The following is a 13,485-nucleotide window of genomic DNA, read 5'->3' on the forward strand; positions in this document are numbered from 1 at the left end:
ACTGCCGGGTACCTATAGTCCGAAGCAGGTTGCCATTACAAACGCAATCAACCTATTGGTGCCGCGCTTCGCCAAAATGGCCAGGCCCGACAGACCTTCAAGGCAAGAGTAGGAGCAAAAAGATGAAGAAAGCACGTATTTGCCTGACCATTCTGGCAGGGCTGATCAGTACTCAAGCCCTTTGCGCCGATGATTTTTCCGGCTTTTTTGGGGGACTGAAAGCGGGTATTAACCGCTCGGAAACCGACGGCAATTTTGCGACCCACAGCAACGATGCTTTTACAGGTGGTGGCGAGCTCGGCTACAACATGCAGTGGGACAACTTCCTGGTCGGGTTTAGCGGCTTTTATGACTATATCGACAAAAGCGCTCACGACGGGCCTGGCAGCGGCATGACTTCCCAGTACGGTGCCAACCTGGGAGGTGCGGACTTGAAACTGGGTCTGCCGTTTGATCGCTGGATGCCGTACGCCAAACTGGGCTACGGTCGGGTTAATGGTTCCGGCGAGAGCAACAACTTTGGTGGTAACGCCTTTCACGGCGGGTTGGGGCTGGAATACAAACTGGCACCTCACTGGGGTCTGGCTGGCGAATGGACCGCGACCGAGCCGTCTGATCACGGCATGAAGTTCAAGAGCAACAGTCTGACGCTGAACCTGAACTACTATTTTGGCAGCCCGACTCCGGCTCCTATGCCGGTAGCCGAACCTGCGCCAGCGCCAGCTCCGGCACCAACTCCGGCACCGGAACCGCAAGTGGTTACCAAGCACTTCTCGCTCAAAACTGACGTGCTGTTTGAGTTTGGCAAGGCCGATCTGAAACCTGAGGGCCATGACGCACTGGACAAGCTGTATGACCAAGTCAAATCGCTCGATCCAAAAGAAGGTAAAGCCATCGTGATCGGCTACACCGACCGGATCGGCAGCGAGAAATACAACATGGATCTCGGCTATCGCCGCGCCAAAGCCGTTGCGGACTACCTGGTGTCCAAGGGTGTTCCTGCTGACAAGGTTGAAGCCCAGAGTAAAGGCGAGGCAGACCCGGTTACTGGCGACACTTGCGCCAAGGTCAAGGGTCACAAAAAGCTGGTTGAGTGCCTGGCGCCAGATCGTCGCGTAGAGATTGATGCGCAAGGTGTGCATGAAGAAACAGTGACACCAGCGCAATAAGCGTTTTTTAGAGTATTGCCGGGAAGAACGGCCAGGTTGCACACCATGCAATCTGGCCGTTCTTATTTGGGCTGGATTTGCAAAGCTGAATCCCGACCGCGCGGCTCACTTCTCTGAATTCAAGCGAAGGGGAAAGTACGCATTGGGTGATGCCTGGCAATGACTCGACACATCGCCCACATGTCTGTAGCGCCAAAAACAAAGAGCGCGAGAGTTACCCCTCGCGCTCATCTTCCCGAATGCAACTACGCTACTTGGCGTGCCGCCCGTACAAACACCGGGCTCTTCATGATTGCCAGATAAGAAATCCCGCCCAGCGCACAACCGATAAACCAGTTGAAGTCGGCCATTGATTTGATCCCGGCAAAGGTAATCAGCAAACCGGCAGCCACCGACGGCACCAGCGCATATAACGCGCGCTTGTTTACGCCGTTGTCGTACCAGTACGCGCCACCGGCTTTGTCTTTGTACAAGTCGTCCACCACGATCTCCTGATTGCGCACCAGGTAGAAGTCCGCCAGCAAAATCCCGAACAACGGGCCAATGAATGCCGCCAGCGTATCGAGCGTGTAGTGGATTACGTCCGGTGAATTAAAGAGGTTCCACGGTGTGAGAAACACCGAGCCGATGGCCGCGATAAAACCACCCGCGCGGAAAGACACTTTGCTGGGGCTGACGTTGGAGAAATCAAACGCTGGCGAAACAAAGTTGGCAACGATATTGATGCCGATCGTTGCGGTGACGAAGGTAAACGCGCCCAGCACCGCCACCAGCGTGTTGTCGATTTTGGCCACAACCTGGATCGGGTCGGTAATCATCTGGCCGAACACCGGAATGGTGCCCGAGGTAATCACCACGGTGACCACCGAGAACGCCAGGAAGTTAACCGGCAAACCCCAGAAGTTGCCGCGTTTTACTTCCTTGAACGATTTGCCGTAACGCGAAAAGTCGCCAAAGTTGAGCATCGGGCCAGAGAAGTACGACACCACCAGCGCAATCGCGGTGATCATCGGGCCAATCACGGCCAAACCATGGTATTTCACTTCACCCAGGTTAAAGGTGATTTTGCCTGGACCGGCCTTCATCACAATCCAGACAGCCAGACACAGCATCACCACGTACACCGCCGGGCCAGCCCAGTCGATAAAGCGTTTGATGGTGCCCATGCCGTTCCAGAACACCAGCGCCTGCAGCACCCACATGATCATGAACCCCAGCCAGCCCAGATAACTGAGCCCGGCAAAGGCGCTATGGGTGAGCGTTTCCAGACCCGGAAAAAAGCGCAGCAGCACAATGGTCAACGCGCTGGAAGCAAGGAAAGTCTGGATGCCGTACCAGGCCACCGCAATCAGCCCACGAATGATCGCCGGCACATTCGCACCCCACACGCCAAAGGCCATGCGGCAAGCCACTGGGTACGGCACGCCGGCTTTCTGGCTAGGCTTGGCGACCAGATTGGCAAACACATTCACCAGACAGATCCCGGCGATCAACGACACCAGCACCTGCCAACTCGACAAACCCAAAGCAAACAGGCTACCGGCAAACACGTAGCCACCAACACTGTGTACATCCGACATCCAGAAAGCAAAAATGTTGTACCAGTTCCAGTCCTGCTTTTTCAGCGGGCCCAGATCTTCGTTGTAAAGCCGGTCACTATAACCGGCTGGAGTTTGCTCAGACATGGAATGACTCCTGACCTGTTGATTTACTTTGCCACACTGGTCCCCGCCATTTCTGGCAGGGTTCAGCGCAGCTCACTTTGTATACAATCGGTAGCAGCGATTCCACTTTGGTCATTCGCTGCGCATAAGGTCTGCAGTAAGATGACCAGCAAAAAGCGTTCCAGCGTTTGCCTGATACAAAGAATAATGGCCATAAGCCCATTGCAACGCGCTTCAGTGCTACGATTCGCATTACGCAATTGGCATTAACTTTGTATACAATAATTAGAAAATACGAATACAAAATACGATACAAAACGGTGCAACCGCACCAGAACCGGGCAATAAAAGGAAGTCAGCATGTCCGCAAAAACGCGTGACGAAGCCATTTACGAGAACCTGCACGCCGCCATTTTTGAGGTGCAACTCCCCCCTGGCACCCGCCTGCCAGAGGATGAACTGGCCGAGACTTTTGGCGTATCACGCACCGGTATTCGCAAGGTATTACAGCGGCTGGCGCACGAGCGGCTGGTGGATATTGTCCCCAACAAGGGCGCTTCGGTGGCGCAGCCATCGGTAAAAGAGGCGCGTGAGGTCTTTGCGGCCCGCCGCATGATTGAATGCGCCGCCTTGCCGCAAGTCATCAGCCATGCGCGAGCCAATCAAATCAAAGTCTTGCGCGAGATCATGCTGCGCGAGGATGAAGCACAACTGAGTGGTAACCGCCCCGCCGCCATCCGCCTTTCCGGCGAGTTTCATCTGGCGTTGATCCGCATTGCCGATAACGACACGTTGGCGCATTTTTTACGGGAGTTGGTCGCACGTTCGTCGCTGATCATCGCCACTTATGGCGCGCCGATTGCTGTTTCATGCCGCCACTCCGAACACGAACAGATTCTGGATTTGATCAGCACCCGCGAAACCAAAGCCGCCGTGGAGTGGATGGACCAACACCTGCTGGAAGTCGAGCGCAGTTGCAGCTTTGCGGTAGAAGACGAAGAACCGGACCTGAAAGCCATACTGAGCACCATCGCCCGCCGTGGCACGGGACTTGCATAACCCGACTAGCCACGACTTGCCAGGAACCACCATGCGCCTACGCATCATCAACCCCAATACCACCGCCAGCATGACTGACAAGATCGGCGCCGCGGCGCTGGCCGTGGCCCGACCGGGGACCGAAATCATTGCGGTGAACCCGGCCAGCGGCCCGGTGTCGATTGAATCGCACTTTGACGAAGCCATTGCCGCCGTGGGTGTATGCGATGAAGTTCGTGCGGGCGAAGCGACTGGCACTGACGCGTACGTGATCGCCTGCTTTGGCGACCCCGGCCTGTACGCCGCCCGCGAGCTGACGCGCGCCCCGGTGATCGGCATTGCCGAAGCCGCGTTTCACATGGCTAGTTTGATTGCCACACGGTTTTCGGTGGTCACCACGCTGGGCCGCACCGGGATCGTGGCTGAGCGTCTGCTACATGAATACGGTATGGCCAACCGCTGTCGGCGCGTGCGTGCGGCGGAAATCCCTGTACTGGCGCTGGAACGCAATCCACAAGCGGCATTTGAGTTGATCGTGGAAGAAGCCCTGCGCGCCCGGCGTGAAGACGGCATTGGCGCGATTGTGCTGGGTTGCGGCGGCATGGCCGATCTCACCGACCAAATCGCCCAGGCCGTAGGTTTACCGGTGGTCGAAGGCGTGACCGCAGCGGTGGCGCTGGCCGAATCACTGGTTACACTGAAACTGCAAACCAGCAAACACGGCGATCTGGATTTCCCGCCCGCCAAACCCTTCAGCGGCGACTTTGCGCGTTACTCCCGTTAACCACCCGGACCACTTTATGACGCAACACTATCCACGCGATCTGATCGGTTATGGCCGCAATCCGCCCCACGCCAACTGGCCGGGGAAAGCCAGGATCGCCGTGCAATTTGTACTCAATTACGAAGAAGGTGGCGAGAACTGTGTGCTGCATGGCGATGCGGGCTCAGAGCAGTTTCTGAGTGAGATGTTCAACCCGGCCAGCTTTCCGGGCCGTCATCTCTCGATGGAATCGATCTACGAATACGGCTCACGCGCTGGGGCATGGCGCATTCTCAAAGAGTTTGAAAAACGCGGTCTACCGTTGACCATTTTTGGCGTATCGATGGCGCTGGAACGCAATCCGGAACTGACCCACGCCTTTGTCGAACTCGGCCACGAAATCGCCTGCCACGGCTGGCGCTGGATTCACTATCAAGACATGCCCGAAGCGCAAGAACGCGAGCATATGCAGATCGGCATGGACATCATCGAACGCCTGACGGGCGAGCGCGCGCTGGGCTGGTACACCGGCCGCGACAGCCCCAATACCCGGCGACTGGTGGCCGATTACGGCGGCTTCTTGTATGACTCCGACTACTACGGTGACGACCTGCCGTTCTGGACCACCGTTACCAAAACCAATGGCGAAACGGCTCCGCACCTGATCGTGCCCTACACGCTAGACACCAACGACATGCGCTTCTCGCTACCGCAAGGGTTCTCGCAGGGTGATGACTTCTTTACCTATCTGCGAGATGCGTTTGATGTGCTGTACGCCGAGGGCGAAGACAGCCCAAAGATGCTAAGCATAGGCATGCACTGCCGTTTACTCGGCCGCCCCGGGAGGATGCGGGCGTTGCAGCGTTTTCTGGATCATATTGAACAACATGAGCGGGTTTGGGTTTGTCGGCGGGTGGATGTGGCGAAGCATTGGCGGGCGGAGCATCCGTTTAAGGATGTGTAGGGCGGGTGGAGCCCGCCGCTGGCGGCTGGGCCAGCATTGCAATGTGAAGAGATGGGGTGCCTGCGGCACGGTTTGGTTTGATACCCGGTGGTGACCGGGAGCACGATACTTTTTCTTGCCTCGCCAAGAAAAAGTAACCAAAAAGAAGGCGACCCCGCACCGGCGTCCAGCCTGCGGCTGGATACCCCCACTTTCGCAAGATTGCCCCGGCGGGTCGACGAACTAGCCCGCAAGCGGGCGTCGGACAAGCGTCACCCGAAAGCCCGGGGCAATCTTGCTTCGCTTGGCGCCTGAAAGGGGAGGAAAAGCACGTCGTCTGTTGGCTGGCGGTCTTTGTTTGCTGTTGCCGTTACTGGCTGCCGACGTTGTACTGGATTTCCGCCAAGGGGACCGCCTAGGTCGGGAATGACGATGTGATTGGTGTGCAAGGGTTTCCTGCTGTTGCTGTTGCTGTTGCTGTTGCTGTTGCTGTTGCTGTTGCTGTTGCTGTTGCTGTTGCTGTTGCTGTTGCTGTTGCTTTTAGCTCCCCTCTTCTGAAAGAGGGGCAGGGGGGAGATGGCTGCAATGTGGAATTCACCGTTGCTGTCTGATCCACCCAAAAACCAATCTCCCCTAACCCCTCTTTGGAAAAGAGGGGAACTGGTATCGCGGTTAATTCCAGATTCATCATCCTTGCTTAGCCACGCCGACCGAGGGAGCGCAGGATGCGCGTAAAGACCCCTGGCCAACAGACTGTTCGTTTCGGCTTTTGACCTTGGGCCCCGTCGGCGCTTGAGCCCGGGTCGCCTTTTGCTATCCCGCTCTGCGGGACTTTTGGTTACTTTTCTTTGGCGAAGCAAAGAAAAGTAACGTGCCCCCGGCCACCGCCGGGTATCAAAAGCCTTTAAACCCCGTGCCGAAGGCACTAACAAAACAAGCTTTTAAAGTTGCAGTTAAAAATTTCGTATTTGGGACAACCATTCAAACAACCCGGACGCTCAGCCCCTCATGACCGAACAACCCATCCTCCCGCTTTGGGCAAAACAATCCATCAACCTCGCCGACCCGCGGTTGGGTGCGCTCGCCATCGCCGCGAGCGATGAATTCTTCGCCCCACTCTCCCGTATGCTCAACCCCGAGCCCGCCGTGTTCATCCCCGGCAAATACGACGACAACGGTAAATGGATGGATGGCTGGGAAACGCGCCGCAAACGCACCATGGGCCACGATTGGTCGATCATCAAACTGGGTCGCAAAGGCGTGATTCACGGGTTCGATGTCGACACCAGCCACTTCACCGGCAACTACGCGCCAGCGGTATCAATTGAAGCCACCAGCAGCGCCAGCGACAACCCTGCCGATCTGGCTCAGGTACAGTGGCAAGAAGTGTTGGCCTCCACCAGCCTGTCCGGTAACTCACACCACTTTCTGCCTGCCACCACTCATGGTGAGTTCACCCATCTGCGTATCCACATCTATCCAGATGGTGGCATCGCCCGTTTGCGCGTGTATGGCCAGCCGGTAGGCGCGTTTGATGAGCCCGGCAAGCTGTACGATCTGGCCGCGCTGGAAAACGGTGGTCGGGCGGTGGCATTTAACGATGCTCATTTTGGCGTGGCGTCCAACCTGCTGTTGCCGGGGCGTGGCATCAATATGGGTGATGGCTGGGAAACCCGCCGTCGCCGCGAGCCGGGTAATGACTGGTGCATCATCCAGTTGGGCACGTCAGGAATCGTCGAGCGAATTGAAGTCGATACTGCGCACTTCAAAGGTAATTATCCGGATCGCTGCATGATCCAGGCAGCGCGCATGGACGGTGGCACGGATCAATCCATCATCACCCAAAGCATGTTCTGGCCGGTGTTGCTGGATGAACGCAAACTGCAGATGGACCATATCCACAGCTTTGCCGACGGCATTGCAGCGCTGGGGCCAATAACGCACGTGCGGCTGAATATCATTCCGGATGGCGGCGTTTCACGCCTGCGCATCTGGGGCAAGGTCGCGCCATGAGCGAGCCGTTGCCACTGACGGTTGAATGGCTGACGGCCGAGGCGTTTGCGCCGTTTGGCGATGTGATCGAAGCCAGCGGCGCGGAGCGGCATTTCCCCATCAATGGTGGCAATACCGAGCGCTATCACGATCTGATGAAGATTGAGGTCGACAACGACGGTCATCCCATCGTCAGTATTTTTCGCGGGCTACCGCGCAAGCTGCCCTTTGCCGTGACCATGCTGGAACGTCATCCAAAGGGCAGCCAGGCGTTCATGCCACTGAATGGACGGCAATATCTGGTGGTGGTGGCACCGCGCGGCGAGGCGGTAACGGTGACCGATATCCGGGTGTTTCTGGCTCACGGCAGCCAAGGCGTGAACTACGCGGCGGGCACCTGGCACCATCCGTTGCTCGCGCTGGATGAAACATCAGATTTTCTGGTGATCGACCGCGCCGGGCCGGGCAACAATTGCGATGAAATCACACTGGCGCGTGTTGGCGTCATCCCGTTGCCACTGCCGTAGTTCGCTCCCCAGTAGCCCGGATGAAGCAACGCGAGAATCCGGGAGCCATGCCTGCCACAAACATATCTGGACGAAGGGCCGTGGTCGCCCGGGCAAGCGACCATGACTACCAGCCGTTTCACGACCAAATAGCCCAACCCAATGGCATCCATCCCACAGCGCCAACGCTGCATCTCCCCGCGCCAAGGCTTCCCGCTATAATGCCCCTTTCACCCATATCCCAACAAAACTGCCGCGCTCCGTGATCCGGGCCGCCGCCAGGAGCCTGAATGCAACCGTACGCATCCCGCCGTCAGCAGCTTATTGATACCCTCGCCCCTGGCGTGCTGATTCTGCCCACCGCCCCGGAACAAACCCGCAACGCCGACTCCACCTATCCCTATCGCTACGACTCCAGCTTCTATTATCTGAGCGGCTTTCAAGAGCCCGAAAGCGTGGTGGCGCTGGTGATTGGCGATCAAGCCCAATCCGTGCTGTTTTGTCGCGATAAAGACGAAACCCGCGAAATCTGGGATGGCTTTCGTTACGGTCCGGCAGCGGCTAAAGAAGCGTTTGGTTTTGATGCAGCGTTCACCATTGATGAACTCGATACCGAGATCGTCAACCTGCTGAAAAACCAGCCGCGCGTTTACTTTGCGCTGGGTGCAGATGCCGCTTGGGATGCCCGCTTGACTGGCTGGCTGAACGCCGTGCGCGCTCAATCGCGGACCGGCGTGACTGCGCCGACCGAAATCATCGACCTGAGCCCGATTCTGGCCGAAATGCGTGTGTTCAAAGATGAACACGAAATTGCCAGCATGCGCCGCGCCGGGCAGATCAACAGTGAGGCACACAAACGCGCCATGCTGGTGGCCAAGGCCGGTCTGCATGAATACGCGGTGGAAGCCGAACTGCAGCACGAGTACTACCGCAACGGCAGCCGTTTTCCGGCGTATACGTCGATTGTCGCTTCCGGTCCCAATGCCTGTGTGCTGCATTACGACCGTAACGATCGCCTGATGCAGGAAGGCGATTTGCTGCTGATTGACGCCGGTTGCGAAATCGATGGTTACGCCAGCGACATCACGCGCACCTTTCCCATTAATGGCCGCTTCAGCGCGCCGCAAAAAGCCATTTATGAACTGGTGCTGGCCGCGCATGCCGCAGCACTGGATAAAGCCCGTCCCGGCAATCGTTATACCGACATGCACAACGCCGCCGTGCGCACGCTGGCCCAAGGTCTGATTGACTTGAAGTTCCTGACCGGCACGGTGGATGAAGTCATCGAGAACAAGACTTTCCGCCAGTTTTACATGCACGGCACCGGCCACTGGCTTGGGCTGGATGTGCATGATGCAGGCGCCTACAAGGTCAACGGCGAAGACCGCATTCTGGAAGCGGGAATGGCGTTTACCATCGAGCCGGGCTTGTATATCCGTCCGGCCGAGAACGTGCCCAAAGAGTATGAGTACATCGGCGTACGGATTGAAGACGATATCCTGCTCACCGCCAACGGCACGGAGATTCTCAGCGACGATTGCCCGCGTAGCGTGGAAGACATCGAAGCCTTGATGAACCGTTACCCGGTCTAATCTTTGTAGGGTGCGCATTAATGCGCACCGTTTATATCAAGCTGAAGACGAACGCGTTCGCATGCCAAGGCATGCAAACCCTACATTGCCCATTCACAGGAAACACCATGATCGCGCGCCCGTTACCTTGCCATGTAGATATCGCCATTGTCGGTGGTGGCCCGGTGGGCGCGCTGGTGGCGCAACGGCTGGCACGTCAGGGCAAGCAGGCACTGGCCATTGAAACGCGCCAAAGCGTGGAGGATGGCCCGACCGATCCGCGCGCATTGGCGTTGTCCTGGGCCAGCTATCAAGCGCTGCTGGACGCTGGTTTGTGGCGAGATGGCCTGGCGCCAACAGCGATCCAGCGCGTGCACGTATCGCAACAAGGCTCGCTGGGCCGCACGGAGCTGAACGCGAACGAACTCAATCTGCCAGCGCTGGGCTACGTGGTCAGCTACGACAAACTGGCACGGCTGGCGCTGGAGCAACTGACCCTCGGCCCGGCGCAACTGGCCTTGGGCACCACCGTCACCGGCGTCCGTAGCCTGTCGCGCTTTGCCGAGCTGCAACTGGCCACGCACACCGGCCCGACCAGCATGACAGCACGGCTGGTGATTCTGGCCGATGGCGGCAAGTTGATCAGCCAGATCAATGGCGTGCAGCAAACCGTCAAACCGTATAACCAGCACGCGATTCTGGCCACGCTCACGCCTACGGTGCCACATGCAGGCGTGGCGTATGAACGCTTTGCCGATGATGGCCCGCTGGCCCTGTTGCCGTATGGCGATGACTTCATGCTGGTGTGGACACAAACCCCGGAACAAGCCGAAGCGCGTCTGGCGCTGTCCGATGAAGACTTTATGGCCGAAGTAGCCCAACGCTTTTCCGCCAGACTGGCAGGATTTTCCGCAGTCGGCCCGCGCCGCAGCTGGCCGCTGGCGCTCAAGACACTCGATTCAGTGGTCGCGCCGCGCATGGTCATGATCGGCAACGCCGCGCAAACCCTGCACCCGGTCGCGGGCCAAGGCCTGAACCTGGGTCTGCGCGATGCCGCGGTGCTGGCTGATGTCATCGCCACCACACCAGCTCGTGAGTTGGGTGAAGCAGCCATGCTGCAGCGCTACGCCGCTTTGCGCCGCAAGGATGCAGGAGTGGTTACCGCGTTTACCGATAATCTGATTTCATTCTTTGATCGTCCGAACCCGGTGTTCAAACATGCCCGCAGTTTGGGGATGCTGGCGATGGACCAGATCGGACCATTGCGGCGCGGATTTGCGCGGCGGATGGTGTACGGCGTGAAGTGAGGTGGTGCGCCCCAAGGACCCGGAAGTACGTAGCCCGATGGAGCGCAGCGGGAATCCGGGCTACAACGTCGCAGGATGCGGTTGGCACCCTGCGTCGCTTCAACACCTCAATGCGCGCAACCGCACTCGCCGTGAGATATCTCCACCTTCGCTGGCGAATGATCCACGGCCAAAACACCGTTCTTCGCCAGTTCCAGCCGCGCGCGACGAGTCGCTTCCAGCATGGTGTTCAATGCTGCCTCAGTCTCCGGCCAGCCACGCGTCTTCAGGCCGCAATCCGGGTTCACCCACAAGCGTTCTGCCGGAACCACTTCTGCCGCTTTGCGGATCAAGCGCAGCATTTCGTCCACCGGCGGTACGCGCGGGCTGTGGATGTCATACACGCCCGGGCCAATCTCGTTCGGATAGGCAAATTCGCCAAACCCGGCCAGCAATTCCATATCTGAGCGTGAGGTCTCGATGGTGATCACATCGGCATCCAGCGCGGCAATCGCCGGCAGAATGTCGTTGAATTCCGAATAGCACATATGGGTGTGGATCTGCGTTTCATCCTCGACACCACTGGCAGAAACCCGGAATGCTTGCCCGGCCCACGCCAGATAAGTCTGCCAGTCGCTCTTTTTCAGTGGCAAGCCTTCACGGAACGCGGGTTCGTCGATCTGGATCACGCGGATACCGGCTTGTTCCAGGTCGACCACTTCATCCCGAATCGCCAGCGCGATCTGCAGCGTGATATCGCTACGCGGCAAATCATTGCGTACAAACGACCACTGCAAGATGGTGACGGGGCCGGTCAGCATGCCCTTCATCGGCTTGGTGGTGAGGCTCTGGGCGTATTGGCTCCATTCCACCGTCATCGGCGTCGGGCGTGAGACATCGCCAAACAGGATAGGCGGTTTTACGCAGCGGCTGCCGTAGCTTTGCACCCAGCCATTGCGGGTAAAGGCAAAGCCGGACAACTGTTCGCCAAAGTACTCGACCATATCGTTGCGTTCCGGCTCGCCGTGCACCAGCACGTCGATACCCAGCTTTTCTTGTTTTTCTACTACCAGGCGAATTTCAGCCTGCATCGCAGCGCGGTAGTCCTCTGCTGGCAGATTGCCGCGTTTGAACGCAGCGCGGGCGGCCCGGATTTCGGCAGTCTGCGGAAAGCTGCCAATGGTGGTGGTCGGCAGTGGTGGCAGGTTGAGCCACGCTTGCTGTTTTTGCTGGCGAACTGGGTAGGCCGAATCACGCTGCGCATCACTGGCTTGCAAGCCGTTCACTCGTGCCTTCACCGCCTGTTGGTGAATACGGCTGGAAGAACGACGCGACGCTTGCACGGCATCCGAGGCAGTCAACGCTTGCGAGATGCTCTGCGCACCCGCCACCAAACCACGCTTGAGCGTCGCCACTTCGGTCAGCTTTTGCCGGGCAAAGGCCAGCCAGGACACAAACTCGCGGTCCAGTTCAGTTTCGTTCTGCAGATCAACCGGGCTGTGCAGCAGCGATGAGCTTGATGCCACCCACAGCTTGTCGCCCAGTCTGGCTTGCGCCGCTTGCAGGGTATCGAGCGAGCCACGCAAGTCATTCGCCCAGATATTGCGGCCGTCCACCACGCCCAGCGACAACACTTTGTCCGCTGGCCATTGCGCAGTAAATGCATCCAGTTGCGCCGGGGCGCGCACCAGATCCAGATGCACGCCTGCCACCGGTAAAGTGCTCAGCAGCGTTGAGTGATCGGCCACACTTTCAAAGTAAGTCGCCAGCAGCAACTTGAGACCGGCTTGCGACAGCTCACGGTAGACCGGAGCAAAGGCATTCAGCCATGGCTGCGCCAGTTCCAGCGCCAGAATCGGCTCATCAATCTGCACCCATTCCACACCACGGGCAGCCAGTTTTTCCAGAACGCGGCGATACGCGGGCAATACGCGCGGCAGCAGCGACAAGGTATCAAGACCGGGTGTCTTGCTCTTGGCCAGATACAAGAATGTCAGCGGTCCGATCAACACCGGCTTGGTGTTGTGGCCTTGCGAACGCGCTTCATCCACTTCATAAAAGAACCAGTCCACGCCGCCATCAAAGCGGGTTTCGACATCCAGTTCCGGCACCAGATAGTGGTAGTTGGTATCGAACCACTTGGTCATTTCCAGCGCGGGTTGCGCGGTATTGCCACGCGCCAGTTCAAAGTATTGCTTGAGCGTGAGTTTTTGCGCGTCAAAGCCAAAACGCGGCGGAATCGCGCCGAGCAACACAGCGGTATTAAGCATCTGGTCGTACCAGGCGAAATCACCGGCGGCGACAAAATCCAACCCGGCTTCTCGTTGCCAGGCCCAGTGGGTGCGACGCAAATCAGCGCCAGTTTTGGTCAGCGCCGCTTCGTCGATCTCGCCACGCCAGAATTTCTCCTGGGCGAACTTGAGTTCACGTTGTGCGCCGATGCGAGGGAAGCCCAGAACATGAGCCTTAGTCATGATTTTCTCCATATCCATGAATTTGACTTGTCATCATCGGCGCATCGTCGCTATGATTCAAATTCAAAATATTCACCAA

11 protein-coding genes are annotated in these 13,485 nt (G+C 58.0%); 9 read left to right on the forward strand and 2 right to left on the reverse strand.

Annotated features, from left to right (window positions below; genetic code table 11):
* Positions 1–122 precede the first annotated feature (122 nt).
* Positions 123–1,169, forward strand: coding sequence for an OmpA family protein (locus tag N7220_RS07265; RefSeq protein ID WP_283150791.1), 1,047 nt, complete (start codon positions 123–125; stop codon positions 1,167–1,169).
* A 245-nt stretch (positions 1,170–1,414) separates the two neighbouring features.
* On the opposite strand, the gene N7220_RS07270 is transcribed toward N7220_RS07265, so the two are convergent.
* Complete coding sequence (locus tag N7220_RS07270) at positions 1,415–2,854, reverse strand: NCS1 family nucleobase:cation symporter-1 (protein WP_283150792.1); 1,440 nt, start codon at positions 2,852–2,854, stop codon at positions 1,415–1,417.
* 339 nt (positions 2,855–3,193) lie between these two features.
* Between N7220_RS07270 and N7220_RS07275 the strand changes: the two genes are divergently transcribed.
* From N7220_RS07275 to N7220_RS07310, 8 genes are all read left to right on the forward strand, one after another.
* Positions 3,194–3,892, forward strand: a complete 699-nt coding sequence (locus N7220_RS07275) for a GntR family transcriptional regulator (protein WP_283150793.1) — start codon at positions 3,194–3,196, stop codon at positions 3,890–3,892.
* Between the two features lie 31 nt (positions 3,893–3,923).
* On the forward strand, positions 3,924–4,655 hold the full coding sequence (locus N7220_RS07280) for an aspartate/glutamate racemase family protein (protein WP_283150794.1): 732 nt from the start codon (positions 3,924–3,926) through the stop codon (positions 4,653–4,655).
* 16 nt (positions 4,656–4,671) lie between these two features.
* Positions 4,672–5,598, forward strand: coding sequence for an allantoinase PuuE (gene puuE, locus N7220_RS07285; protein WP_283150795.1), 927 nt, complete (start codon positions 4,672–4,674; stop codon positions 5,596–5,598).
* Between the two features lie 413 nt (positions 5,599–6,011).
* Positions 6,012–6,188, forward strand: coding sequence for a hypothetical protein (locus N7220_RS07290; RefSeq protein ID WP_283150796.1), 177 nt, complete (start codon positions 6,012–6,014; stop codon positions 6,186–6,188).
* A 397-nt stretch (positions 6,189–6,585) separates the two neighbouring features.
* A complete protein-coding gene (gene alc / locus N7220_RS07295; protein ID WP_283150797.1) occupies positions 6,586–7,590 on the forward strand; it encodes an allantoicase in 1,005 nt (334 codons plus the stop codon).
* Positions 7,587–8,096 carry an ureidoglycolate lyase gene (locus N7220_RS07300; protein WP_283150798.1) on the forward strand — a complete coding sequence of 170 codons (510 nt, stop codon included), beginning with the start codon at positions 7,587–7,589 and terminating at the stop codon, positions 8,094–8,096. Before alc ends, N7220_RS07300 begins: the two co-directional genes overlap by 4 nt.
* 269 nt (positions 8,097–8,365) lie before the next feature.
* Positions 8,366–9,667 carry a Xaa-Pro aminopeptidase gene (gene pepP, locus N7220_RS07305; RefSeq protein ID WP_283150799.1) on the forward strand — a complete coding sequence of 434 codons (1,302 nt, stop codon included), beginning with the start codon at positions 8,366–8,368 and terminating at the stop codon, positions 9,665–9,667.
* A 107-nt stretch (positions 9,668–9,774) separates the two neighbouring features.
* A complete protein-coding gene (locus tag N7220_RS07310; RefSeq protein WP_283150800.1) occupies positions 9,775–10,953 on the forward strand; it encodes an FAD-dependent monooxygenase in 1,179 nt (392 codons plus the stop codon).
* Positions 10,954–11,060: 107 nt separating this feature from the next.
* Here the strand turns inward: N7220_RS07310 and metE are convergent, their stop codons facing one another.
* Positions 11,061–13,406 carry a 5-methyltetrahydropteroyltriglutamate--homocysteine S-methyltransferase gene (gene metE, locus N7220_RS07315; RefSeq protein WP_283150801.1) on the reverse strand — a complete coding sequence of 782 codons (2,346 nt, stop codon included), beginning with the start codon at positions 13,404–13,406 and terminating at the stop codon, positions 11,061–11,063.
* Between the last annotated feature and the right edge of the window lie 79 nt (positions 13,407–13,485).

This window comes from Silvimonas soli, from assembly GCF_030035605.1.
Classification (GTDB): Bacteria; Pseudomonadota; Gammaproteobacteria; order Burkholderiales; family Chitinibacteraceae; genus Silvimonas; species Silvimonas soli.

Coding starts and splice junctions, on each gene's coding strand:
- N7220_RS07265 (WP_283150791.1), top strand. CDS start 123: ATGAAGAAAGCACGTATTTGCCTGACCATTCTGGCAGGGCTGATCAGT.
- N7220_RS07280 (WP_283150794.1), top strand. CDS start 3,924: ATGCGCCTACGCATCATCAACCCCAATACCACCGCCAGCATGACTGAC.
- pepP (WP_283150799.1), top strand. CDS start 8,366: ATGCAACCGTACGCATCCCGCCGTCAGCAGCTTATTGATACCCTCGCC.
- alc (WP_283150797.1), top strand. CDS start 6,586: ATGACCGAACAACCCATCCTCCCGCTTTGGGCAAAACAATCCATCAAC.
- puuE (WP_283150795.1), top strand. CDS start 4,672: ATGACGCAACACTATCCACGCGATCTGATCGGTTATGGCCGCAATCCG.
- metE (WP_283150801.1), bottom strand. CDS start 13,406: ATGACTAAGGCTCATGTTCTGGGCTTCCCTCGCATCGGCGCACAACGT.
- N7220_RS07275 (WP_283150793.1), top strand. CDS start 3,194: ATGTCCGCAAAAACGCGTGACGAAGCCATTTACGAGAACCTGCACGCC.
- N7220_RS07270 (WP_283150792.1), bottom strand. CDS start 2,854: ATGTCTGAGCAAACTCCAGCCGGTTATAGTGACCGGCTTTACAACGAA.
- N7220_RS07300 (WP_283150798.1), top strand. CDS start 7,587: ATGAGCGAGCCGTTGCCACTGACGGTTGAATGGCTGACGGCCGAGGCG.
- N7220_RS07310 (WP_283150800.1), top strand. CDS start 9,775: ATGATCGCGCGCCCGTTACCTTGCCATGTAGATATCGCCATTGTCGGT.